20 protein-coding genes are annotated in these 26,524 nt (G+C 46.2%); 13 read left to right on the top strand and 7 right to left on the bottom strand.

Annotated features, from left to right (window positions below; translation table 11 throughout):
- The first annotated feature begins 7 nt into the window (after positions 1–7).
- From ABDV94_RS09060 to ABDV94_RS09040, 5 genes are all read left to right on the top strand, one after another.
- Positions 8–1,033 (top strand): histidine kinase, encoded by a 1,026-nt coding sequence (locus tag ABDV94_RS09060; RefSeq protein ID WP_343606681.1) that lies wholly within the window; start codon positions 8–10, stop codon positions 1,031–1,033.
- Complete coding sequence (locus ABDV94_RS09055) at positions 1,030–1,758, top strand: LytTR family DNA-binding domain-containing protein (protein ID WP_343606679.1); 729 nt, start codon at positions 1,030–1,032, stop codon at positions 1,756–1,758. Before ABDV94_RS09060 ends, ABDV94_RS09055 begins: the two co-directional genes overlap by 4 nt.
- 351 nt (positions 1,759–2,109) lie before the next feature.
- On the top strand, positions 2,110–6,153 hold the full coding sequence (locus tag ABDV94_RS09050; protein WP_343606677.1) for a PKD domain-containing protein: 4,044 nt from the start codon (positions 2,110–2,112) through the stop codon (positions 6,151–6,153).
- A gap of 21 nt (positions 6,154–6,174) precedes the next feature.
- Positions 6,175–6,582, top strand: coding sequence for a hypothetical protein (locus ABDV94_RS09045; RefSeq protein ID WP_343606675.1), 408 nt, complete (start codon positions 6,175–6,177; stop codon positions 6,580–6,582).
- Positions 6,583–6,585: 3 nt separating this feature from the next.
- A complete protein-coding gene (locus ABDV94_RS09040; protein WP_343606673.1) occupies positions 6,586–9,807 on the top strand; it encodes a gliding motility-associated C-terminal domain-containing protein in 3,222 nt (1,073 codons plus the stop codon).
- Between the two features lie 78 nt (positions 9,808–9,885).
- Here the strand turns inward: ABDV94_RS09040 and ABDV94_RS09035 are convergent, their stop codons facing one another.
- From ABDV94_RS09035 to panC, 4 genes are all read right to left on the bottom strand, one after another.
- Positions 9,886–10,401 (bottom strand): adenylyltransferase/cytidyltransferase family protein, encoded by a 516-nt coding sequence (locus ABDV94_RS09035; protein WP_343606672.1) that lies wholly within the window; start codon positions 10,399–10,401, stop codon positions 9,886–9,888.
- The gene (locus ABDV94_RS09030; RefSeq protein ID WP_343606670.1) at positions 10,373–11,398 is read right to left on the bottom strand and encodes a lysylphosphatidylglycerol synthase transmembrane domain-containing protein; all 1,026 of its coding nucleotides are present in this window, start codon (positions 11,396–11,398) and stop codon (positions 10,373–10,375) included. The genes ABDV94_RS09035 and ABDV94_RS09030 overlap by 29 nt, the downstream gene beginning before the upstream one ends.
- Positions 11,398–11,748: an aspartate 1-decarboxylase gene (gene panD, locus ABDV94_RS09025; RefSeq protein ID WP_343606668.1), complete on the bottom strand. Its 351-nt coding sequence runs from the start codon at positions 11,746–11,748 to the stop codon at positions 11,398–11,400. The genes ABDV94_RS09030 and panD overlap by 1 nt, the downstream gene beginning before the upstream one ends.
- Positions 11,749–11,911: 163 nt before the next feature.
- Positions 11,912–12,757 (bottom strand): pantoate--beta-alanine ligase, encoded by an 846-nt coding sequence (gene panC / locus ABDV94_RS09020; RefSeq protein WP_343606666.1) that lies wholly within the window; start codon positions 12,755–12,757, stop codon positions 11,912–11,914.
- A gap of 115 nt (positions 12,758–12,872) precedes the next feature.
- Between panC and ABDV94_RS09015 the strand changes: the two genes are divergently transcribed.
- Genes ABDV94_RS09015 through glmS form a run of 3 tightly spaced genes read left to right on the top strand, consistent with a single transcriptional unit; the run spans position 12,873 to position 16,905 of the window.
- A complete protein-coding gene (locus tag ABDV94_RS09015; protein ID WP_343606664.1) occupies positions 12,873–13,703 on the top strand; it encodes a glycogen/starch synthase in 831 nt (276 codons plus the stop codon).
- Entirely contained in the window at positions 13,700–15,058 is a 1,359-nt protein-coding gene (locus ABDV94_RS09010; protein WP_343606662.1) for a DUF4270 family protein, read from the top strand. The genes ABDV94_RS09015 and ABDV94_RS09010 overlap by 4 nt, the downstream gene beginning before the upstream one ends.
- 2 nt (positions 15,059–15,060) lie before the next feature.
- Positions 15,061–16,905: a glutamine--fructose-6-phosphate transaminase (isomerizing) gene (glmS, locus tag ABDV94_RS09005; RefSeq protein ID WP_343606661.1), complete on the top strand. Its 1,845-nt coding sequence runs from the start codon at positions 15,061–15,063 to the stop codon at positions 16,903–16,905.
- An 85-nt stretch (positions 16,906–16,990) separates the two neighbouring features.
- Here the strand turns inward: glmS and ABDV94_RS09000 are convergent, their stop codons facing one another.
- The 3 genes from ABDV94_RS09000 to ABDV94_RS08990 form a co-directional block, all read right to left on the bottom strand.
- Positions 16,991–17,683 (bottom strand): hypothetical protein, encoded by a 693-nt coding sequence (locus ABDV94_RS09000; protein ID WP_343606659.1) that lies wholly within the window; start codon positions 17,681–17,683, stop codon positions 16,991–16,993.
- Between the two features lie 27 nt (positions 17,684–17,710).
- A complete protein-coding gene (locus ABDV94_RS08995; RefSeq protein ID WP_343606658.1) occupies positions 17,711–18,040 on the bottom strand; it encodes a hypothetical protein in 330 nt (109 codons plus the stop codon).
- Positions 18,041–18,218: 178 nt separating this feature from the next.
- Entirely contained in the window at positions 18,219–18,938 is a 720-nt protein-coding gene (locus ABDV94_RS08990; protein ID WP_343606656.1) for a hypothetical protein, read from the bottom strand.
- Between the two features lie 407 nt (positions 18,939–19,345).
- Between ABDV94_RS08990 and ABDV94_RS08985 the strand changes: the two genes are divergently transcribed.
- The 5 genes from ABDV94_RS08985 to ABDV94_RS08965 all read left to right on the top strand — a co-directional run bounded on the left by ABDV94_RS08985 (position 19,346) and on the right by ABDV94_RS08965 (position 26,482).
- On the top strand, positions 19,346–21,376 hold the full coding sequence (locus ABDV94_RS08985) for a S9 family peptidase (protein ID WP_343606654.1): 2,031 nt from the start codon (positions 19,346–19,348) through the stop codon (positions 21,374–21,376).
- Positions 21,377–21,529: 153 nt separating this feature from the next.
- Positions 21,530–24,214, top strand: a complete 2,685-nt coding sequence (locus ABDV94_RS08980) for an MMPL family transporter (protein ID WP_343606652.1) — start codon at positions 21,530–21,532, stop codon at positions 24,212–24,214.
- 3 nt (positions 24,215–24,217) lie between these two features.
- A complete protein-coding gene (gene rfbA / locus ABDV94_RS08975) occupies positions 24,218–25,081 on the top strand; it encodes a glucose-1-phosphate thymidylyltransferase RfbA (RefSeq protein ID WP_343606650.1) in 864 nt (287 codons plus the stop codon).
- Complete coding sequence (locus ABDV94_RS08970; protein WP_343606648.1) at positions 25,081–26,049, top strand: polyprenyl synthetase family protein; 969 nt, start codon at positions 25,081–25,083, stop codon at positions 26,047–26,049. The genes rfbA and ABDV94_RS08970 overlap by 1 nt, the downstream gene beginning before the upstream one ends.
- A gap of 13 nt (positions 26,050–26,062) precedes the next feature.
- Positions 26,063–26,482, top strand: a complete 420-nt coding sequence (locus tag ABDV94_RS08965) for a hypothetical protein (RefSeq protein WP_343606646.1) — start codon at positions 26,063–26,065, stop codon at positions 26,480–26,482.
- Positions 26,483–26,524 lie beyond the last annotated feature (42 nt).

Genomic DNA, 26,524 nt, shown 5'->3' with positions numbered 1-26,524 from the left:
CAATCCGATGTTTATCCGAACAAGTACAAGAGTTCAATTGCTGTTCATAGGCTGTACAGTACTTGCAAGTCTTGTACTTTTCTGTTTGTTGCTGGTTAATCATTTCCCATTCGACATCGCCTGGAAAGACGCCTTGTTTTCCGGATTGATTATCTCAATTCTTTCACAGGTTCTGTATTTCATTCAAACCTATTACCACGCAAAAAGTCAGGTCAATTTTTCCAATTTCGGTTTGATTTTCATGCTGACCGCTTTTTACCAGATCATGATCAACAGTGCGTTCAAACTGGTTTTAGGTAACGAACGCTGGACACACTACATTCTCCCATATGAAGGGCCGCGTGCCTGCATTGTTTTCTTCATCCTGATTGCGATCAGCCAGTATTGGTGGATCAATAAAAATCAGCAGATCCAGTCGCAGGTGCAGCAACAACTCATCGAACAGGAACGTGCCTTAACAAAGGCAGAGCTGGATAACATCCACCAGCAGTTGCAGCCGCATTTCCTCTTCAACAGTTTGAACTCGATAGCAGCACTTACGGAACTCAATCCGAAGGAAGCCAACCGCATGATTTTGCTCCTGAGTGATTTTCTCCGCGGAACCTTGCGGAAAGACATCCAGACACTCGTTCCCATTTCGGAAGAAATCGAACAGGTGAAACGCTATCTTGAAATTGAAAAAATCCGCTTCGGACACCGCCTGAAAACAGCATTCGATATCACGGATGACTGTCTTCAAACTCCGGTTCCGCCCCTGTTGCTTCAACCGCTCATTGAAAACGCCATCAAATTCGGCTTGTACGGTTCAACCGGTGAAGTAACGATTTCGATCCGTGTTTCAACAAACGAATCCGGAGTATCCATCGAAGTGCAAAACCCATACGACCCGGATTACGTGCAATACAAAACCGGAAAAGGATTCGGACTCACCAGTGTCAGAAGACGGCTTTCCCTGCTCTACAATCAATACGATCTGCTCACCACCGAAAAGCAAGACAGACTATTCATTACAAAAATTTTGATCCCACAATGATAAAGGCATTTATTGTAGACGATGAACCTTTGGCAAGAGAAGTTGTCAAGAAACACTTGCAGAAGTACAGTGATATTACCCTGGTTGGTGAGGCCAGCGACGGATTTGAAGCATTGAAGCTGATTCCTGAACTGAAACCGGATCTACTTTTTCTCGACATTCAGATGCCGAAAATCAGTGGTTTCGAATTGCTGGAGCTCCTCTCTGATACGCCATCGGTGATTTTCACGACCGCCTTTGACGAATTTGCCCTGAAAGCATTCGAGGTCAATGCGCTGGATTACCTGTTAAAACCCTTCTCTGAAGAGCGTTTTGACGCGGCTGTCAGCAAAAAAAGGAATTCAGAACTCAGTCATACGACCCAAAAAGCAGATATTCCGCTTCAGATTATCCACGAGCAAAACCGCATTGTGGTGAAAGACGGAACGGAAATTAAAATCATCCCGATCCAGGACGTGGATTACATTGAAGCATACGACGATTACGTCAAGATTTACCAGGACAAAAAGTATATCCTGAAAAAACAGACCATGAATCATTTTGAACAGGTGCTTCCGAAAGATCAGTTTATCCGCATTCACCGCTCGTATATTCTGAACGTCAATCAGCTGACGAAGATTGAATCCTACGAGAAAAACAGCTACGTAGCAATCCTGAAAAGCGGAACAAGTATTCCCATTTCGCGTTCTTCCTACAGCGATTTGAAAGCACGATTGGGACTTTAACAAATCCATCCTGTTTTAGTTAATATTGTCATTTTTTGAATACTTTATGTTAATAATCAAACATGAAGCATCCTTTATCTATTCTCTTCGTTAACTTTGATGTACTTACATCTACGACGCTGATTAATTAGGGTCTACTACTAACAAGCTTATTGTGAAGGCAATAAGTTATTTTTCGTGTATTGAGCCAATCGCCATCCAGTGCATTGGTTTAAACCCGAATCGTTGATCTCTCCCAAACGATTTCGAAAAAACTTCAGGGTATTTCCTTCCTTCTCAGGAAGTAGATGAGTATGGTCTTGCGCGTTTTCCGCAGGGTCATTGATTTCATTATTTCCCAAAAAAGCCTGCATGAAAAAGTGTCTGCTACTACTATTACTCACACCATTCCACTATTCCGTGGTGTCTGCTCAATGCGACATCAACGCTTCCGCCAGTTCGACCACGATTACCTGCGGACAAAGTGTAAACCTCACTGCTTATGGTTCTTCAACCGGGCAGATGGTTCTGAATGAAACGTTCAACACCGGAGGGTTTGGTTCCGGATGGAGCTCCACTCCCGGTTCCACGAATTTCAACAATCCCTGTTCTTCCAACGGAGTGGACGGGACAACGCATGCCTGGATGGGAAGTTCCACCAGCGTTCCCAGAACCTTAACTTCTGCTCCGTACAACCTCACTTCAGCAACCGCAGGAGTGTCGATTTGCTTCGACCTGCTTTTTGCCGAACAAGGCGATGCCGCTCCATGCGAAGGTCCGGACGAACCGGATGAAGGTGTCTACCTGCAGTATTCCATCAATGGCGGTGCTACCTGGATTGACATTCATTATTTTGATCCGAACGGTGGAAACGATCCGCAACTGACGAACTGGAACAACTGGTGTTTTGCACTTCCGGCAGCAGCAATTACATCCAATACGCTAATCCGCTGGCATCAAACGGCAGACTCCGGTGCGGATTATGACCACTGGGGCATTGACAACGTGCAGATTTTCCAGAACGACATCAATGCAGAAGTGATCTGGCTTCACGACAACTACTCATACGGAATCGGAAACCCGGGCGGCGTGAACCCCAATCCTGTAACTCCGACAACAACTACGACTTATACGGCTCAGATCACAACCGGAACCGGGCAGGTTTGTACCACCACCGTTACGGTCAATGTACTTGCACCTGTTTACGACGTACAGGTTGCTGCTAATCCGACAACGGTATGCGCCGGAAGTTGTTCTACCATTTCCGGAACCGGGCAAATCATCCTGGATCCGGGAGGAATCGAAACCTATGAAAACAACGAATTTTCCGTTGTTGCATCCGGAAATGCATCCGTCAATATCAATGTGCAGGGAATCAACACCTCATCCATTTCCAACGGACTGATCCAGAACGTGACGATCAACGGATTCAGTTTTTCCGGGTCGTTTTTCTGTACGTCTTTCGGTGGATGCAACTGCAACGGAACCAATATCGGGTTCGGGTCGACCTGTAACCTGACGGCAAGCGGATTTACCGTTACCCTCACTTCACCGGGAGGATGTTCCATTGTATTAGCTCCGGCAGGAGCTGCTTCCGGGAATTACAACTCTACGGTGTTCGTTCCGGTTGGAGGGACAAACATCGGAACCGGTTTTCCGACAGGAGGTCCCTGGAACCCCAATCAGCCTTTTTCAAATCTGAATGGCTGCGATCCGAACGGAGTATGGACTTTGTCATTCAATGCGCCGGGATTGGGACTTGGAATCGGGACATTGCAAGGCTGGTCGATCACCTTCAACGATCCTCCGATTTATGCGCCGGTAAATTACTCCTGGTCGCCCACAACCGGACTTTCCAACCCCAACAGCATTAACACGCAAGCCTGTCCGACTTCCACAACGAATTATGTACTGACCGTTTCCAACGGAACGCCAGGCTGCCCTACGCATACCGAAAATGTTCAGATCACTGTTGATCCATGTGGAGGATGTATTCCTCCGGCAGTCAACGTAAACCCGATCACCACCTGTTCACCGGTAATGATCAATCTGAACTCGGCTATCGCCAGCGGATCTGCTCCTGCTACCTTAAGTTATCATGCTACGCAAACAGACGCACAAAACAACACAAGCCCAATTTCACAGACCGTAGCAAGTAGCGGGACTTACTGGTTGCGCTACGAAGATCCAGGCGATCCGATCTGTTTTGGAACAGCTCAAATTGTTGTCACAATCAATCCGGCAGATAATCCGGCATTTATAGTGACCAACTTCTGCCCGGGAACCAGCAACCAGGCTTCGGGAATTGCGACTCCGGGCGGAACATTCAGTTTCAATCCCGTTCCTGGCGACGGAGCTACGATCAATGCTTCGACCGGGGCAATTTCGAATGCCACTTCCGGAACAACATATACCGTTCAATACACGACAAACGGAGCTTGCCCGGCTACCGCTACCCAAACAGTAACGGCTTCCGGTTTTTCATTCTCAACAACGGTTATTCCGGAGAATTGTGGAAATGCCGATGGTGAAATCAGCATTACTCCAACAGGAGGAACACCAGGCTACACTTACAGTATCAACGGAGGAACTGCTCAAAATTCGGGAACTTTCACGACGCTTACCGCGGGTTCCTACTCCATTACCGTAACAGACAATACCGGATGCCAAAGCAGCGGCAGTGCAACAGTTGGAAGCGTCGGCGGGCCGGTGATTGATAACTTGCAAATCATTCAGCCATCTTGCGGCACGGGGTGTAACGGTTCTATCACAGCAACTGTTTCGGGAGGAAGCGCTCCTTATACCTATGCATGGTTCGACGCTTCCGGAAACGCAATCGGAACCAATGTGGCAAGTAGTTCAAATCTATGTCCCGGAACCTATTCACTTGAAGTTTCAGATGCATCGGGCACTTGTCCGACGATTGATTTCGCAACTTTAAATGCTCCGTCCGGAGGAGAAGATGCCTCCTTCACGCTCACAGATTTTTGTGAAGGAACGACCAATGCGGCAAGTGGAATTGCCACTCCGGGAGGGTCGTTTGTCTTTAACCCGCTTCCAACAGACGGTGCGGTCATCAATCCCGCAACAGGTTCGATTTCCAACGGAATCGGAGGAACAACATATACAGTCGAATATACAACCGGCGGAGCTTGCCCGGGAACAGACACTCAAACGGTGACGGTACACGAATTACCTGTTATCTCAGGAAGTGAAGTCTGCATTGGGACAACGATTCCATTCAGTGCAACAGGAACACCGGCTTCCGCTTCTCCCTGGAGTTCATCTGATCCGGCAATCGCAACAATCAGCAATACAGGCATGGTAAACGGAATTGCGGGAGGTACGGCGGTTATTACGTTTACAAATGCAAACGGCTGCTCTTCCACTTACACACTCCAGGTTGTCGGCGCACCTGCCATTTCCGGAAACACAACCGTTTGTAACGGAACCAACTCTTCTTTATCCGGAAGCGGAACACCTGACCCGGTGAATCCATGGGCATCCTCCAATCCGGCGGTTGCAACGATCGACAACAACGGATTGGTTTCCGGAATCGCTCCCGGAACAACGACCATTACGTATCAAAACAGCGGCGGATGCAGTACTTCCGTTTCGTTTACCGTGGTTGATGCTCCACAGGCTTCATTCACCAGCAACCTGACCGAAGGATGTGCTCCTCAAAACATTGTCTTTACGAATACCGGAGGCGCTTCTTCCGGATGTGTCTGGACGTTCGAAGGTTTGGGCACGCAAAACGGCTGTGGTTCGGTGACTCAAACCTTTCAGCAGGAAGGAATTTACGATGTCACGTTAACCGTTACGAATGCCTACGGCTGTACCAATTCAGCAACTATTGCAGATATGATCACCATTCACCCGGCAGTCATTGCAAGCTTCAATGCCGATGTTACGGAACAAACCGTATTGAACCCGGTGTTCCAGTTTACCAATACTTCAACAGGAGCAAACAACTATACCTGGAATTTCGACGACGGAACCGTTTCCACATCGACCAACACGGTTCATGTGTATGAAGGCACTGCTTCTGTTTACACGGTCGTATTAGCTGCAACAAATGATTTCGGATGCCGCGATACCGCCCGAATAGTCATTTCCGTGACGGACGAATTGTACTGGTACGTTCCGAACAGTTTCACTCCTGACGGAAATGAGGTCAATAATTACTTCGTTCCGGTCTTTAGTCCCGGTTTCGACATCAAGGATTTTTCGTTCCTGATTTTCAACCGCTGGGGAGAAATTGTTTTTGAATCCAAAGACATGTACACCGGATGGGACGGAACCTATGCCGGGACGATCTGCAAAGAAGGAATTTACACCTATAAAATCACGCTGAAAGAGCGAAACATGGATAAACGTTATGAGATCACCGGACACGTGAATCTCATCAAGTAACACAACTATAAACCAATACAAATGAAAACAATTGCATTTTTATTCGTCGCCACACTGTTTGCTTTTCATTCGAAAGCGCAGGAATGGCAGACTTACTACGAAGAAGCGGGAGTTGTCATTCAGTACCAACTGACTGAAATCAACGATCCGCAACAAGGAATTCACCATGCCCGGATCGTATTCCGGTATGAAAACCAAACCAACCGGGAAGTACAGCTGAGCTTTAACCGGCTCGTGACGTATTCCGATAGTGAAACGGCGAAACCCCAGGAAAAAGAATTCAAGGTGGTGATTCCGGCAAATTCGAGTGTCGGGTACAACACCTCCACTACAAGCGACAAGACTTTTTACCTGTTTGCACAAGATAAGAAAAACACAATCAAACGTTCTCTGGTGAGCTTCGACCTCCGGAATGTTACAATAAACTAGGTCATGAAATTCTTACTACTACTGATTACTACCATGTTCATGGTAGCGGAAAGTGTATTCGCCCAATGCGACATCAATACTTCCGCCACTTCGACCACGATTACCTGCGGACAAAGTGTAAACCTCACTGCTTATGGTTCTTCAACCGGGCAGATGGTTCTGAATGAAACGTTCAACACCGGAGGGTTTGGCTCCGGATGGAGCTCCACTCCCGGTTCCACGAATTTCAATAATCCCTGTTCTCCTGGCGGTGTAGACGGAACGCCGCATGCCTGGATGGGAAGTACCACCAGTGTTCCACGAACCCTGACTTCTGCTTCCTACAACCTTACTGCAGCAACTGCCGGAGTGTCGATTTGTTTCGATTTGCTTTTTGCAATCCAGGGAAATGCGGCTCCGTGCGAAGGCCCGGACGAACCGGACGAAGGTGTCTACCTGCAGTATTCCATCAATGGCGGTGCTACCTGGATTGACATTCATTATTTTGATCCGAATGGCGGAAACGATCCGCAGCTGACGAACTGGAACAACTGGTGTTTTGCACTTCCGGCAGCAGCAATTACATCCAATACGCTAATCCGCTGGCATCAAACGGCAGACTCCGGTGCGGATTATGACCACTGGGGCATTGACAACGTGCAGATTTTCCAGAACGACATCAATGCAGAAGTCATCTGGCTTCACGACAACTACTCGTACGGAATCGGAAACCCGGGCGGGGTCAATCCAACTGCGGTAACTCCAACAACGACTACTACTTACACCGCTCAGATCACAACCGGAACCGGACAGGTTTGTACTTCCAGCATCACGATTACAGTGGTTGATCCGGTATACGACGTACAGGTTGCTGCCAACCCGACAACACTTTGTGCAGGAGAATGTTCCACGATTTCAGGAACGGGACGAATTGTTCTGGATCCGGGAGGAATCGAAACCTATGAAAACAACGAGTTTTCACTGGTGGCTTCCGGAAGTGCAGCCGTAAATATCAATGTGCAGGGAATCAACACCTCATCCATTTCCAACGGACTGATCCAGAACGTGACCATCAACGGAGTCAGTTTTTCCGGGTCGTTTTTCTGTACGTCTTTCGGTGGATGCAACTGCAACGGAACCAATATCGGGTTCGGGTCGACCTGTAACCTGACGGCAAGTGGATTTACCGTTACCCTCACTTCACCGGGAGGATGTTCCATTATTCTTGCTCCTGCAGGTGTGGCCTCCGGAAACTACAACAGTACAGTGTTTGTTCCGGTCGGAGGAAGTGCTTTGGGTGGAACTTTCCCAGCTTCCGGCGGACCATGGAATCCCAATCAGCCCTTTTCGAATCTGAATGGCTGCGATCCGAACGGAGTATGGACTTTGACATTCAATGCACCGGGATTGGGACTTGGAATCGGAACGCTACAAGGTTGGTCAATCACCTTCAACGATCCTCCGATTTATGCGCCGGTAAATTACTCCTGGTCGCCCACAACAGGACTTTCCAACCCAACCAGCATTAACACGCAGGCCTGCCCTACTTCCTCTACAAATTATGTATTGACAGTTTCCAACGGAACTCCGGGTTGTGCTACACATACTGAAAATATCCAATTGATTGTTGATCCGTGCGGCGGATGCGTTCCTCCCGCAGTCAGCGTAAATCCAATCACCACCTGCGCTCCGGCAACAGTCAATCTCGCTACAGCTATCACAAGCGGATCTGCTCCTGCAACCTTGAGTTATCATGCTACGCAAACAGATGCGCAAAATGATGCCAGCCCGATTTCTTCGACCGTGACCAGCAGTGGAACCTACTGGCTGCGCTATGAAGATCCAAATGATCCGACCTGTTTTGGAACAACTCAAATTGTTGTCACCATCAATCCTGCAGATAATCCAGCATTTACCCTGACCAACTTCTGCCCTGGAACCAGCAACCAGGCTTCGGGAATTGCTACTCCGGGCGGAACATTCAGTTTCAATCCCGTTCCTGGCGACGGAGCAACAATCAATGCTTCGACCGGTGCGATTTCGACTGCCATTTCCGGAACAACGTATACCGTTCAATACACAACGAACGGAACTTGTCCGGCATCAGAAACACACACTGTTACTGCAAATCCGCTCCCCAATCCGGTTATTTCCGGGAATCTGACTTACTGTACCGGAAACCAAACGGTGCTCAGTGCGGGCGGGCCTTATGCTTCCTATTCCTGGAGCACGGGAGCCAGCACTCAAACGATCAGTACAGGTGCTCAAAACGGAATCACGGTAACAGTCACCGATAATAACGGCTGCCAGGCAACGAGTCCGGCGGTAAACGTCACCGAAGTGGCCCAGATTGTTACCAACTCATCGGTTTCTGTCTGCCAGGGACAAAGTATTTCGATTCATGGAATTCCTCAAAACACCGCAGGAACGTATACGCAAACTTTCCCTTCATCCGGAGGTTGCGACAGTATTTCAACCGTAACGCTGACGATCAATCCAAACCCGGTTCCGGTGATCAGCGGAAATCTCTGGTATTGTGAGGGAGACCAGGCGGTGCTAGATGCCGGCGGGCCTTATGCGACATACTCCTGGAGCACGGGAGCAAGTACGCCAAGCATCCAGACCACGACATCTGCACCGATTACTGTTACGGTGACTGATGCAAACGGTTGTACGGGTACAAGTGCAGCAGTGACTTTAACACCTCCGCCAATTGCGGTTGTTCATGCCAATCCATCGAGCGGAACTGCTCCACTGGTCGTGAACCTGAGCAACGGAAGTCAGCATGCAAATAGCTATTACTGGTCTTTCGGAAACGGCATCGATCTGCACACAGCCAATCCAAACGGCCAGACACAGACATACGACAGCACCGGAACTTATACCGTGATCCTGGTTGCTTCTCAAAACGGCTGTTCAGATACGGCGTATGTGACGATCGTGGTTACCGAACCGGAGCAGTTGCTTCCGATGGTGATCGAATTCCCGAATATTTTCACGCCAAACGGCGATCACACCAACGATTTCTTCGAATTTGCAGGTTTCAACATCGCTACTTTGGAGGTAACTGTTACCAACCGCTGGGGCAACAAGCTATTCCAATCTTCCGATATTGATTTCAAATGGGACGGAACGTTACCGAACGGAGATCCGGCTTCGGAAGGAGTTTATTTTTACCAGTACAAGGTGACAGGAGTTCTGGGAGAACAACTGGAAGGACAGCAATTTGTGCACCTGATCCGGTAGCGTTTTGTGACCAAAAACGACAGGCAGTTCCTTCAAAGGGGCTGCCTTTTTTGTTTTTATCAGTTACGTTCTTCTCTCTTAACCTTTTAATTTCTTTACGATATTGGTGGTGCTGAAGCCTTCCACCAGGCTCACGGTTTTCACTTCGCCGCCGTTCTCCAGGATGATTTCCCGGCCAACGATGTACTTTTTATCCACCGGATTGGTTTCAGCCGCATCGTAATCGGCTCCTTTTACCAAAACAGAAGGAAGCAGCGTTTCGATGACATGCAACGGCGTATCTTCATCAAAAAGCACTACGCCATCTACAAAACCCAATGCAGCAATCAACAAGGCTCGGGAACTTTCCGGGTTAATCGGCCGTTCCGGGCCTTTCCCCTGTCTTCTGACAGAAGCATCCGTATTGAGAGCAACAACCAGGCGGGAACCCAAATCTGCCGCTTTCGATAAATAAGTGACATGTCCTTCGTGCAGGATATCGAAACAGCCGTTGGTAAATACCACTTTCTCACCGGCCTGTTTCCAGTCGCGGATGCGCTGCGCCATCTCTTCCAGGGAAGTTACTTTATTCCTGATCTGTTCGAATTTCCCCATCTTTTGAGTAATTTTTTGGTAAGAGAAAGAAGGATAAAGCTCCCAGTACAATAATCAACAGCGTTTGGGAAGACCAGATAATCGCTCCGAGTGCACAGCCGATTCCCCAAGCCTGATCGCCGTACTGATCTTTCAGGTAGTAATCAATCACCAGACCAACTACGAGCGGGAAAACCCCGATTCCACCATTCGTGAGCGTAATTCCGATGGACCCCGCCAAGAAAGCAAGCAACATTCCTGTTGGCGGTACGCCGGATGTCTCCGGAAGTGCGAAGAAGCAGATTCCGAAGTAAACCACATACGACACCCAGATAAACAAGGTGTGCCCGATAAATGAAAACGGATGTTTGGTTTTGAAGACAGACAATACGCCGGCAAACAACCCCTTTACAAACCCGATCAGTTTGTCCCGAATCTTTTTAATCAGGAAGACAACGGCAAAAGCAAGTACAACCAAACCGATGATTCCCCATTTGATCCACTGCAGGGTTGCAGCAGAATTGGGATTAGCGGAAAATTTCGCTTCAATCAACCCTTTGATTTTCCAGAAATCGCCGGCTCCCACAAACGAAGCAAGCAATACCACCGAAAACAGCATCATCAGGTCGAAAACGCGTTCTGCCAGGATCGTTCCGAAAGATTTTGCAAAAGGCACACCATCCGAACGGTAGAGCATTCCGGCACGCGAAGCTTCACCCGCACGCGGAATTGTCAAATTCACGATGTAACCGATCATGATCGCGTGATACCGGTTCCACAAAGACGTTTTGTAACCCATTGGCTCCAACAGGTATTTCCAGCGGTAAGCACGGGACAAAAGCGCAAAGAAACTCAGTAAAAGAGAAAGGAAAACCCAGAAATAATTGGCTTCGCGAAGTGCCTTGTAAAAGTACTTCCGAACTTCCGGGGTCATCGAGTCAAAAAAGAACCAAATCAGGTAGACACCCAAAGCCAGTGGAAGCACTGTTTTTAGAATGATACCTGCCGTTTTTTTCATCAGACTATCAAATTAGTCATTTCATTCGGGAAAACCAAAGACGGTTTGAACAATCTTGCTTCTTCGGAAGTCATGTAACCGTAACCGATGATAATGATCATGTCTCCAACCGCTACTTTTCGGGCTGCCGGACCGTTCAAACAAATGGTTCCGCTGTTTCTGTCGCCTTTAATAACGTATGTTTCGAGCCGCTCACCATTATTGATATTGACCACCTGCACACGCTCACCTTCTACCAGGTTGGACGCTTCCATCAACGCTTCATCAATGGTAATACTTCCGACGTAATTCAATTCTGCCTGTGTAACGCGTACGCGGTGAATTTTTGATTTGACTACTTGTATCAACATGTTTGTAAAAATCGAGGTGCAAAGATAGTACTATAATTACGAATTATGAATGCTTCATTACGAATTTAAGATTCGTATTTCCAGATCAAAGCCCCTTCATTCGGCATTCTGAATTAGTAATTCGTAATTATGCAAGAGGGCTTACTCAAAATAATCTGTCTTCTCAATTTTCAATTAAAGAAAGATTATCAATCAACCGGACTTCTCCGCAAAAGCAGGCAATACACATCGTTGCTCCGGGAACCCAGTGACCGGTCAGATCTTCCAGCGTATCAGGATGAACAATATTCAGGTATTCCAGTTTCAGCGTTCCGGTTTCAAAAAGTTCCAGGGCTCTTTTCAATGTTTCGGCAGGAGAAAACTGTTTTGCATCCTCTCTTGCTTTGGAAAGCGTTTTGAAAATAATCAAGGCTTCTTCGCGTTGTTCTTCCGTCAAACGTTTGTTACGGCTACTCATGGCAAGTCCCTTCTCTGTCCGGGAAGTTTCACAGGCAATCACCTGAACCGGCATTTTCAGTTCGGAAACCATGCGCTTCACCACCGCAACCTGCTGAAAATCTTTCAATCCGAAGAATGCTTTTTCCGGTTCCACAATCTGGAAAAGGCGTGAAACCACCTGAACGACTCCGTTGAAATGTCCCGGTCGGAATTTTCCTTCCATCACGGTGTCCAATCCGCCTAAATCTACCCGGGGAACTATCCAGTTTTCGGGATAAATTTCCTCCACGGAAGGAAAAAAAGCGAAGTCGCAGCCAAATTTTTTCAACAACCCGGCATCGGCTTCCGGAGTGCGCGGATAAAGTTCCAGATCGGAGGAATTATTGAACTGGGTCGGGTTCACAAAAACACTAGCCACTACCACGTCACATGCAGCACCGGCGCGACTTATCAGATCCATATGCCCCTGGTGCAGGGCTCCCATAGTTGGCACAAAACCAATACTTTTACCTTCTTTCCGGAGTGAGTCCAGAGCCTGTTTCAGCCCGTCAACCGTGTTTATTATTTCCACATTTATCCCCTTTCGTTCAAAACAAGCAGGCAAAACTATATTAATATCTTGAAGATTCCGTCTTTTTTTCTTAATTTTGCACTTGTAATATTCAAAAATTCCCCTATTGAATTCTATGGAAAAGAAAAGAATTCTCTTCGTTTCACAGGAAATCTATCCGTTTCTTGCGAAAACAGAAATTTCTCACAACGCTCGCAAACTTCCGCAAGGAACTCAGGAGAATGGTAAAGAGATCCGCGTTTTCACACCTCGCTTTGGCAGTATTAATGAGAGAAGACACCAGCTTCACGAAGTAATCCGCCTTTCGGGAATGAATATCATTATCGATGACAACGACCATCCACTAATCATCAAAGTAGCGTCGATTCCTGCAGCCCGCCTACAGGTTTATTTTATCGACAACGATGAGTTTTTCAAGCGTAAAACCAACGTGATGGATGAGAAAGGTACCGATTTCAACGACAACGATGAAAGAAGTATGTTTTTCTGTCGCGGCGTTTTGGAAACAGTGAAAAAACTGGGTTGGAAACCGGATGTGATCCACTGTCACGGCTGGATGACTTCTTTGATGCCTTTGTACATCAAAAAGATCTACAACAAAGACCCTCATTTTGCTGATACCAAAGTGGTTTACAGCATTTATGATCACAACGAAGGGTTCCAGTCTTCCTGGGACGAACGTTTTCATGAAAAACTGAAATTCGACGGTTTTGATGAGGAAGTCACAAATTTAGTTAAATCGCCGAGCCTCGACGCAATAACTAAGGCTGCTGTGACGTTCTCTGACGGGGTTGTTCAAAGCAGTGAAGTAATTCAACCGGAATTACAGAAAGTGTACGATGAAGCAACTTGTCTGAAATTAAATTACTTACCGGAAGAACACTTAACAAAAGGACTGTCAGAGTTCTTTGACAAAGTCATAGAAGAAGGCATTTTGATACAATGATGAATCTGAAAAAACTCACTAATAACTGGCGGAAAGCAACTTTACTTTCCGCTTGTTTTGTCTTAACTGTTTCCGTTTTACCTTCCTGCAAGAAAAAATCCTCCTCTCTGGGAACCCAGGTTCTTAGCGTGGATGAACTGTTGAAAGCAGGCGGTGTAGACACGTTTAAATTAAAAACATACACCATCGACGAAGACTCCATTCCGACGGATAACCAAACCTACGGAACACTTGGAGCCTGCCATGATCCGAAATTCGGGATCATGAACAACTCGGTTTACACCCAGTTGTCTATCGAAGGAAAAGTAACTCTTCCAACAGGTGCCGCGCTGCAGCAAATCGATTCGGTGGTACTCAGTTTGTCTTACGGAGGTTATTACGGAAAATTATCTCCGCAAACATTCGAAGTATACGAATTGGACGACACCCTTTCGATCAGTTCCATGTATTTCCGCAACAATACCAAACCGGTAACGGGTTCAGACCTGGTAGATCCTTCTTCAGCAACACAAACCCCCAATACGACGGCGGAAGTTTTGGTTCACAGCAATACCAGCAGCAGCGGATACGATACATTAAATCCGCAGTTGAGACTGAAATTGGTGAATTCCCTCGGACAGCGCTTTGTAGAAGATGCCATTGCAGGAAACGTTGCCTTCAACAGCACGTCCGAATTCTTAAGTTCCAATTATTTCAAAGGGATCAGAATCAGTGTTGCCAATGCCAATCCAGGACCCGGTTCGGGCGGAATCCTGTACCTCAAAATGGGGAACCAGGAAACCAAATTAACGGTTTACTTCCACCTCTCCGGGGAAACAGACCAACGCAGTTTTTCCCTGAGACTGAACGGAAGCAGTGCTTACTTCAACCATTCGGATATTGATCACAGCGGATACCATGTAGCAGATGTACTGGCAAACCCGGACAACGGACAAAGCAATTTCTACGCACAGTGTTTCGGACTTTGGGGAGCAATCGACGTTCCGGGTCTTGCGAATCTTTCGAAAAAATCGCTGATCAACAATGCATTGCTCTATCTTCCGATTGCGTACCAGACTGGAAACGTATACAGTCCGAGTCAAACCATTACACTGGTGTATAAAGACGACGACGGAAACAACATTGTGATCCAGGGATCTGCAACAACATACGACAACAACCAAAAAGGATTCATCATTAACCTGAGATCCTACATCCAGGATGTGGCTTCCGGAAAGCTTCCGAACAAAACCATTTACGTGATTCCTTCTCCCGATTTGTTTTCAAGTACTGCAGAACGCCTGATTTTCAACGGGCCGTCAACTTCTTACAAAACAAAACCTAAATTGGTTATTAAATACACTGAATTCAATTAGACATGTGTGGAATTGTAGCATATATTGGAAAAAAAGAAGCTTATCCTATTTTGATTAAAGGATTAAAGCGCCTGGAATACCGTGGTTACGACAGTGCGGGGATCGCGCTTTTGGACTCAGGAAAGATCAATTTATACAAACGTCAGGGGAAAGTATCTAACCTGGAGGAATTTGCTGCAGGTAAAAACATTGCCGGACACGCAGGAATCGGGCACACCCGCTGGGCAACTCACGGAGCTCCGAACGATGTCAATGCACATCCTCATTTTTCAAACAATGAGAACATTGCATTGATCCACAACGGAATCATCGAGAATTACAACAGCCTGAAAGAAGAGCTGATTGTTCGCGGATACCACTTCAAAAGTCAGACCGACACCGAAGTATTGGTTCACCTGATCGACGATATTCAGAAAAAAGAAAATGTAGATTTGGCAGAAGCTGTCCGCATCGCGTTGCAAAACGTCATCGGGGCTTACGCCATCGTCGTGATTTCTTCCGACAATCCGAATCAATTGATTGCCGCACGGAAGAGTTCACCGCTGGTGGTTGGAATCGGGAAAGAAAACGAATTCTACCTGGCTTCCGATGCTACACCGATCATTGAATACACGAACCAGGTTGTTTACCTGGAAGACGAAGAAATCGCAGTCGTAGACCTCGTAAACGGGTTGAACATTACCAACCTGCGCAACCAGGCAAAAACACCTTATGTTCAGGAACTGGAAATGCAACTCGAAGCCCTGGAGAAAGGTGGCTACGAACACTTCATGCTGAAAGAAATTCACGAACAGCCACGTTCAATCAAAGATTGTTTCCGCGGACGTTTGAATGCAGCTGAAGGATGGGTTTCCCTTGGTGGAATCAAAGACTACGAACAAAAAATGATCAATGCCAAGCGCATTGTCATGGTAGCCTGTGGAACATCCTGGCACGCTTGTCAGGTGGGAGAATACCTGATCGAAGACCTGGCACGTATCAATGTAGAAGTCGAATACGCTTCGGAATTCCGCTACCGCAACCCGATTATCGGTGAAAACGATATCGTGATCGCAGTATCTCAATCCGGTGAAACGGCAGATACATTGGCAGCTTTGGAACTCGCAAAATCAAAAGGAGCAACAATTCTTGGAATCTGTAATGTGGTTGGTTCATCCATTTCCCGCATTACCGATGCAGGTTCGTATACGCACGCCGGCCCGGAGATCGGGGTAGCGTCCACCAAAGCGTTTACCGCACAGGTAACCGTTTTGACCCTGATGGCACTTTCCCTGGCGCACAGAAAAGGCACTTTGAGCGAATCCAAATTCAGAACCATGCTTTCCGAACTGGAAGTGATTCCGGAAAAAGTGAAACGTGTGTTGGAGCGCAATTCAGAGATCGAAGAAATTTCGAAAATCTACAAGGATGCAACCAATGCCTTATACCTTGGACGCGGAAGTTCATTCCCGGTTGCACTGGAAGGAGCTTTGAAACTGAAAGAGATTTCCTACATCCACGCAGAAGGTTACCCGGCAGCAGAAATGAAGCACGGACCAATCGCACTGATCGATGAAGAAATGCCGGTTTTTGTCATCGCAACGAAAGGAACTTCTTACGAAAAAGTAGTGAGCAACATCCAGGAAGTAAAAGCACGCAAAGGAAAAATCATTGCAATCGTAACGGAAGGTGACACGGAAGTACGCGCAATGGCAGACCACGTGATCGAAATTCCGGACACGGATGAGCACCTGGTCCCAATCCTGGCAACCATTCCGCTTCAGCTATTGAGCTACCACATTGCCGTGATGAGAGATTGTAATGTGGATCAGCCAAGAAACCTGGCGAAGTCGGTTACAGTAGAGTAAACAAATAGAAATTATAACAAGAAAGGGACGTGATGCATCACGTCCCTTTCTTGTTTGTCATATTGGAGGTTTTGGTAATATCAATTTAATAGCGCAATTTTCCTTTGACCGTACCTCTTGCACTTCTTTTGCTCAACGTAACCACCAGGTTTTCGAATGATTGCAGCCTGCTGAAATAGATTGTACGGGGATAACAGCCCGGAGCAGCCACACGGATTCCGGAAGGATTTTGGCTCCAGTCCAGCGGAATTTGAAACTTTCCGTCTCTGTCTGAAGTAACCGAAAGCAATTCTTTCGAATTTTCGTCGAATAACGTGATCTGCGACAGCTTAGAACTTTTACCCGAAATCTGAACAGTTCCTGAAACGGCCTTTGCCGAACCATGACTATAAGCCGTCGTGATATTTCCCTGAACCACGATCTTAATGGTTGAATCCAGCTCAATAGCCGGTTTTTCCTGTGCCTGGGAAGGCAACGCTGAAAACGTACTCAGCGCCAAACCCAAAGCAACCGCTTTCAGATCAAAATGAAACGGACTTACATGCGGTTTGGTCCACACATAGGTTTTATCCAGCTGATCCTCAGCAAAACGCCCGCAAACAGACTGATGCCTGTTATTTTCCAGGTAATTTACAATCGAGAAATCCGACATTTCGCTGAAATCTACCACCACTTTGCTGCACTCGGAACAAAAACGTCCCTGAGCTTCCGGCTTCATGGTGTCCCAATCGGCATGACACGGCTCATCAATATGGTATTGGATCTTTTTAGTTTTCATCTTTCAAAAGGTTCAATCGCATCTTATTTATTCAGTCTTTGGTGGCAAACTGTTCGTGGGTTTTACTTTTACCAACGAAACCTTCAGCTTTTTTAAATCCGGTTGATTGTGCAGCCAAAGTTTTTCAGAAACGTATCCGTAGGCATAAATCCAAAGAGAAGCGGGTTGTTTTGACCAATCCAGTTCAATGGTGAATTTGCCATTTCGATCAGGTTTTACGGTCAAAATCCCGGCATCACCACTTCCAAGTAACTGAATGGTGACCTGTTCGTAATTCCCGTCTGGAACCACCACCACTCCACTCAGCATTTTTTCACCGGAATGATTTACATCAATTGCATATTTAGCCGTATTCATTAACATCAACGAATCATACAGATGTATTAAAGAATCATTCTTCCGGTGATCGGGTGTTCTTGAAGCTTGTGCAAAAAGGGGATTTCCAACTAACGAAAATATCAGGAAAGAAGCAACTAAGAGGCTATTTATTAAAGGGCGCATTTTCATCATCGTACTTTGAATCAAAACAGTTAAACTACTCCGGATCAACCTGGATTACTTCTCCGACAATCATGAATTCTTCTTTCTCAAGCAGTTCAACCCGGATTCCGGATAAGGAGTTCAGAGAAGAGAAAGTGCGCACGGCTGTTTCAAAGCCAACACCCGAAATCTCAATATATGCCGGATTGCGCTTCCAGTTCAGTTCGATTTCAAAGTTTCCTTTTTCATCGGGCTGCACGGTTTTCAATACATGCCCTTTTGCATTTTTCAGCTGCACATAAATTCCCTGGTACGAACGCAGTTGATTCGTAATGGTTCCTTTTACCAATTTCTCGGATAAATGATTGACTGGAGGTGGCAGAACGGCAATTTTTCCCATAATCACAGGCTCTACCTGTACCATCGAATCAATTTTCACCGGTTCCTGGGGTTCGGACTGTGCAAAGGTATGAACAGCCGAAAAGGTAGTCAGTGCCAAACCAAGTACCACTGCCCGCAGATCAACTACCGGCGAAGGAACAGTTGTTTTCACCTGATATACCCGTTCCAACTGCGGCTTCGTGAACCGGCCGCACACTTTATCGTGTTTGTGGTTTTCCAGATAGGAAACAATGGAGAAATCTGACATGTTCGTGAAATCTACCACTGATTTTTCACAAGAACCGCAAAAACGCCCTTGTTTTTCGGGCTGCATATCGTTCCATTTCTTATCACACGGATCCTGGATAGCGTATCGGACAGTTGTTGATTTCATAACCTCTTTTTTTTACAATACAGTAAATAACCCCAAAAGTTCAACCCTATTTTGTTTATTTATTCACTTTAACAATCAGGCATTGCTTTTTTAGTTAAATTTCACTCAAAACCAGATTGTTAATGATTCGAATAAAACGTTTTCAGCGGACACTGATTCTTTTGCTTGCAGCCATTAATTCGCTTTTTTACTGCTATTCACAGGCGTATTCATTTGCACAAACGCTTTCAGTCACATGCATCTTTACAGGAATCCTTGCTTTGCTTGTTTTCACTTATGCTTACTTTCTAAAGCATTCCCGGCGCAAAAAGCCCAGACTCAAATCATAAGGAAAGCCGTATTTACTTGTCTTTTATAGTCTTCTTCTTGACTTTTTTAGGTATTTTTGAGCAACTTGAAAAATATCTATGGGTAAACTATCATTTTTACTTGTACTGATTACAAGCTCTTTACTGCAACTCCAGGCAGCAGCGCAAGAATTTACTCCTGAAAAACTGTGGTCTCTGAACCGGGTTTCCGGAGCTGCAGGATCGCCCAACGAGGAGTGGATGCTGTATCAAAGTACAAAATACGATTACACCATCAACAAAGGAAAAACCAGCACCCGTTTGGTTGAGTTGAAAACAGGAAAAACGCACCCTCTCGAAGTGGACGGAGCATGGAATTTTTTCTGGAATGCTGAAAATCAGTTGATCTTTTTGCAACCGGTTGGTTCGGATTTGAAACTTCAAAGCCTGAATCCGGCAACCAAAGCGGTGAAAACACTACACACTTTCGGACCTTTATCCGTTGAAGGGTTGGTGATGAGTCCCGATGGAAAGCGTTTTGCTACGCTGGAATTCCTGAAAATCAAACAAACAGTTGCTGAAAAATACCCGGACTTGCCGCAAACATCCGGCCGCGTGGAAACGGACCTGATGTACCGCCACTGGAACCAATGGTCTTCACCGGAAGTCATGCACTTATACTGGTATGAATTTGCTTCGGAAGGAAACTTCACCAAAAAGGCTGACGTGATGCAGGGAGAAAATTTCCCTTCCGTAACGGGTCCTTTCGGTGGAATTGAAGGTGTGTGTTTCAGCAAAGACGGACAAACGATTTTCTACTCGACCAAGAAACTGGCGGGAAAAGCATTTGCACAGTCTACCAACTCCGAAATTTATGCTTACCGCACGGCAGATAAAATCACCACGATTCTTTCTTCTGCGCACAAAGGCTACGATACCAATCCATCCGTAAATGCATCGGGAAAAACGCTTGCATGGCTGAGCATGGAAAAAGACGGTTTCGAAGCAGATAAAAACCGCATCCGCATCATGGATTTGGCGAGCAGACAGGAAAAAGACCTTACTGCTAGCCTGGATTTGAGCGTAGACGATTACGCCTGGCATCCATCCAAAGAACTGATTTATTTCACGGCAACCATCAAAGCGACCAAGCAGTTGTTCTCCGTGGATGTATTGACAGGGAAAATCCAGCAATTGACATCGGATCGCTGTGACTATGTTCACATCAGTGTGATGAAAGACCGCATTCTATTGGAAAGACAGGATATGATCCACCCGACGGATATCTGGATCTACACTCCGAAAACCGGTCAGAAAGAACAATTGACTTTTTCCAACAAAGAAGAATTGAGCGGAATCGCGGAACCGACCGTCCAGGAAAAATGGATCACCACTACAGACGGAAAGAAAATGCTGACCTGGGTGATTTATCCTCCGAACTACGATCCGGCGAAGAAATATCCTGCATTGTTGTACTGCCAGGGCGGACCTCAAAGTCCTGTTTCGCAGTATTTCTCCTACCGCTGGAATTTCCGGTTGATCGCTTCCCAGGGTTACATTGTGATTGCACCGAACCGCAGAGGTCTTCCGGGATTCGGGCAGGAATGGAATGATGCAATTTCGAAAGACTGGGGCGGACAAGCCATGCGCGATTACCTGACGGCAGTGGATAGCTGTGTGGCGCAAATTCCTTCCATCAACAAAGACAAATTGGGAGCTGTGGGAGCAAGTTACGGCGGATATTCTGTTTACTACCTTGCCGGAATCCACGAAAACCGCTTCAAGACATTCATCGCACATTGTGGTTTGTTCAACCTCGAAAGCTGGTACGGAACAACCGAAGAATTATTCTTTGCAAACTGGGATATCGGCGGGCCATACTGGCTTCCTGAAAACAAGGAGCTTTATGCGAAAAACAGTCCGCACCGCATGGTCGACAAATGGAACACGCCGATGCTCGTCATTCACGGAGGAAAGGATTTCAGAGTTCCGGAATCCGAAGGAATGCAGGCATTCCAGGTACTTCAGCTGAAAGGAATTCCAAGCAAGTTCCTGTACTTCCCGGATGAAGGCCACTGGGTAACCAAGCCGCAAAACAGCCTATTGTGGAACAGGGAATTCTTCGACTGGTTGAATACGTATTTGAAGTAAAGCCAGCACAACCGGATAATAGAAACAAACGTTCGTGCAGTTTTAAGAAATAAAACACCGTTTCAGACAAAAACAAGCGTTCACACAGATTAAAAAGTAACCAAAAACAGGTCCGTTCAATCGGTCTGATTCAAATTAAAAAACGAAAGAAGCATGTGGAATAGAATAGCCAACATCATTCTCAGAAACCGTTTCATCATTCTTGCCATCATGGCGCTTTTAACCGTGTTATTGGGTTATTACGCTTTGACCGGTTTGAAAATCGATAACAAGTATGGAAACATGCTTCCGAAGGACAGCGACACACAGATTACGTATCTGAAGTTCAAAAAAATGTTCGGGGAAGATGGTTCTGCGCTGATCATTGCGATCCAGGACAAGGATTTGTACACCAAGGAGAAATTCCTCTTGTGGAAAAACCTGGGAGATTCGATTCTCCAGATTGATGGGGTTGTATCGGTCATTTCGGAAGCGAAACTGTTCAACCTGATCAACGATACTGCCAACAGCCAGTTTACCATTAAACCAATTTTCTCCGATATAACCTTCAAGGAGAAATCCATTGAGCAGATCAAGAAGGAAATCCGACGCAACCCGATTTACAACGGGGTACTTTACAACGACTCTGCAAACGTGAGTTTGATGATGGTGAGCCTGGACGAAAGCTTCCTGGTTGACAAGGACAAACAAAAGGTGGTAATCGAGATCGAAAACCTGGCAAAATCCTACGAAAAGGAATTCAACAAAGTTCACTTCGCCGGATTGCCACACATGCGTGTACTTATCGGGAAACGCGTGATGAGCGAGATGTACATTTTCGTGATCCTTTCCTTGCTAATCTCTTTCGGAATCATGTATTTCTTCTTCCGTTCGGTGCGCGTAACACTCATCAGTTTGATTGTGGTTGCCATTACGGTAATCTGGGCAATGGGAACCATCGGGTTGTTCCAATACAACATTTCCATCATCATGGCGCTTATTCCGCCGCTGATGATTGTAATCGGGATTCCGAACTGTATTTACCTGTTCAACAAATACCACTTCGAATTCCGTTTACACCAAAATAAGATCAAGGCACTGGCACAAACGATCCGCAAAACCGGAACAGCCATGTGGCTCACCAACGTGACTACGGCAATCGGTTTCATGACCTTTATCTTCACCAATTCTACGAAATTCTTCGAATTCGGGGTGATTTCTTCCCTGAATATCATGCTGTGTTACGTGGTTTCATTGTGTTTGATTCCAATTTTCGCGTCGTTCTCCAAGCAACCGAAGACCCGGCACCTGAAACACCTCGACAGAAAAGCAGCTGTCCGATTCCTTGAAAAGCTGGTTTACATCACTGCAAACCGCCGCAAACTGGTTTATACGATCACCATTATTCTCACACTGGGGACAGGAGTTGGTATTGTTTTTATCAAAGTAACCGGAAACATCACGGGTGACCTCCCGGCAAAAGATCCGATCCTGAAAGACATCCAATTCATGGAGGCAAACTTCGGGGGAGCAGTTCCATTTGAAGTGTTGATTGATTACAAGGAAAGAGGCCGTTTGTTCGGGAAAAATACCATGCAAAGCGTGGAACAGGTTCAGGACATGCTCAACAAAGACACGTTGTTTGCGAAAAGCCTTTCCATCGTGGATTTTGTAAAAGTCGTGAACATGGCTTATTACAACAACAATCCTGCTCAATACAAGATTTTTGCAACGAAAGACAAACTCCGTCTGAATGATTACCTGAAGAATTTGTCTACGACTACAAACAATTCTACGTTCTCCATCAAGGAACTCGTTGATACGACGAACCACATCCTGCGTGTCCGTACTTCCATGAAGGATTTGGGATCGTATGAAGTGGAAGATGAGGTACACCTGATTCATCAGCGTATCGACAGTATCATGAACCCGGATAAGCCGATCCTGGAAACGTACTACAAGCAGGTGAAAAAAGGCAAACTGGGGTACATCGATTCTATTTTCGATCTGTCGAGCGGTGTCTACAACAACGTAACGGAAATTCTGTCGAACGGAGATGATAAAAAACAATACGCGTTTGACTCCGATCCGGAAATGGTTCGCCAATACTTCACCAAACCGAATTTCAAGAAAACGCTCCGTAAAGCCATTGATAAAGAATACTACGATGTAACGCTGACCGGAACCTCGGTTGTGGCGTCTGAGGGAACCAAATACCTGGTGAGTAACTTAACGCAGGATATTATTGTTGCGGTCTTTTCCATTGCCGCTCTGATGTGTGTCCTCTTCTACTCTTTCCGCATGGTACTCGTTTCGATGATCCCGAACCTCATCCCGATGGTAACTACTGCAGGAATCATGGGGCTTTTCGGAATTCCGTTGAAACCTTCTACGTTATTGATCTTCTCTATTGCATTGGGGATCACCGTCGATAATACCATTCACTTCCTGGCGCATTACCGTCACGAACTCAAGTTAAAGAAATGGGATTTGAAGGAATGTGTCGCAATCTCTATCCGCGAAACCGGTTTGAGTATCATCTACACTTCCGTGATCCTGTTCTTCGGATTCATCGTGTTTGTATTCTCTGATTTCGGAGGAACACAGGCCTTGGGTTACTTATCTGCGCTTACTTACTTCGTGGCTTTGTTCACCAACCTGATCCTGCTTCCTTGTTTGTTACTGAGCTACGAGCGCAGATTGACAACCAAATCATTCGAAGAACCGCTTTTCGAGATTTACGACGAAGATTCCGATATCAACTGGGATTTGCTGGAGATCGAAAAGGCAGAGGATGAAGAATTGAAGAAGCCCAACCCGGATTCGGAAGGTGAATCAAACGACAAAAAGGAAGATTAAACCATGAAAGGAATCATTCTGGCAGGAGGCTCAGGAACCAGGCTTCACCCGCTGACATTGGCGATCAGTAAACAGCTTATGCCGATTTACGACAAACCAATGATTTATTACCCGCTGTCGATTCTAATGACAGCCGGAATCCGGGAGATCCTGATTATTTCTACGCCGCACGATTTGCCACAGTTCAAAAAACTGCTTGGTGACGGAAGCCAGCTGGGATGTGCATTTTCCTACGCCGAACAACCGGAACCGAATGGACTCGCTCAGGCCTTTGTAATTGGAGAATCGTTTATCGGGTCTGATTCCGTGGCGCTCATTCTCGGAGACAACATCTTTTACGGTGTCGGAATGGACGAATTGCTGAAAGAAAATGTTTCTCCGGACGGGGGCGTTGTTTACGCGTATCATGTCAGTGATCCGGAACGTTATGGTGTGGTGGAATTCGATGAGGTCATGCAGGTCATTTCCATCGAAGAGAAACCCAAAAATCCGAAATCGAATTATGCTGTTCCCGGCTTGTATTTCTATGACAACGATGTGATCGAAATTGCCAAAAACCTGGAGCCTTCCGCACGCGGAGAATATGAAATTACCGATGTCAATGCAGAATACCTGCGACGTGGAAAACTGAAAGTGGCTATCCTGAGCAGGGGAACTGCCTGGCTCGATACCGGGACTTTCCCTTCACTCATGCAGGCCGGACAGTTTGTTCAGGTCATAGAAGAGCGCCAGGGACTGAAAGTAGGGTGTATCGAAGAGATTGCCTACCGGAACGGTTTTATTTCGGCAGAACAGCTAAAAACCATTGCTCAGCCTTTGGTAAAAAGCGGCTACGGAACTTATTTACTGCAATTGCTGAATAAATAATGGAGGAATTGACGGAATACACACAGTATCTCGAAAGCCGGATCTCAGAGATTGATTTCGACCGGGAACCGCGCAACTTATTCGACCCGCTGCGTTACTTTTTGGCTTTGGGAGGTAAACGCATGCGCCCGATGCTCACCATTCTTTCGGGAAGTATTTTTGATCTTCCGAGAGAAGAAAGTATTCATGCCGCTTTGTGCATCGAACTCTTTCACAATTTCTCGCTGATCCACGACGACATCATGGATGAAGCGCCGGTGCGCCGGGGAAAAGCAACCGTACACACCAAATGGAATTCGAATATTGCGATTCTTTCCGGCGATGTACTTTTCGTGGAAGCTTACCAGCAACTCGCAAAGTATGCTGATGCACGCCTGCCGCTGTTATTGAAACGATTCAACGAAACGGCCATTGAAGTGTGCCAGGGACAACAACTGGACATGGATTTTGAATCCCGGAAAGATGTTACGGAATTGGAATACATTGAAATGATCCGCTTGAAGACTTCTGTTTTATTGGGATGTGCGCTTGAATTCGGTGCAATCCTGGCAAACCAGGATGAAGAAACACGGAGCAGTTTGTACCAATTCGGTGTTTCGCTGGGAATTGCCTTTCAAATCCAGGACGATATTCTCGACCTTTACGGTGATCCGGAATTATTCGGGAAACAAGTCGGCGGAGACATTCTCTCAAACAAGAAAACACTGCTTTTCCTGAAGGCCAAAAAACTGGCAGCTCAACAAGGAGATTCGCGCTTTGACGATTTATTAAAGATGGAGCCTGCAAAAGACAAAATTGAGTTCGCGAAAGTCCTGTTTGAAGAAATCGGGGCACGCAACAATACGCTGGAAGTGATGGATTCCTATTACCAGTCAGCGATGCAGAATTTGAAAAACCTGGAAGAAAAAGGATTAAAAGTTTCTCCCCTGTTTAAACTTTCTGCCTATTTGATGAATCGAAACGTTTAAATACATCAAGCTTATGTTTAAATTCAAGGTACTCACAAGCATTTTAGTCCTGTTTTTGGCTGTTTCCTCGTTGAACTCCTGTAAGAAATATCCGGACGGTCCGGGCCTTTCTCTTCTGACGAGAAAAGCACGCATGCAGGGAAAATGGGATTTGCAGCAAACTGAACACGCTGATGGAACCACGACCAACGATCCGTATAAATATGTGCTCGAACTCAAAAAAGGAGGTACATTGACCTACACGATGGGAAACATTTCTTCAGATGGGCAGTGGGCGTTTTCGAGTGATAAATCGCATGTGACTTTTACAGGTGCAGGAGCTACGGGAACATTCCTGATCAGACGTCTGAAGAACAGACAACTTTGGCTGCAGGATGAGAGCTCACTGGACGTATTCAAATACGAAACATTCGATAATAACGCATTGTATTAAATAGAATCTAATTTTGACAGGGCGGTCTTCGGATCGCTTTTT

Source organism: Fluviicola sp. (assembly GCF_039596355.1).
Lineage (GTDB): Bacteria > Bacteroidota > Bacteroidia > Flavobacteriales_D > Crocinitomicaceae > Fluviicola.
Note: the sequence above shows the minus strand (reverse complement) of the source record. Positions and strands in the feature narration are given on the sequence as shown.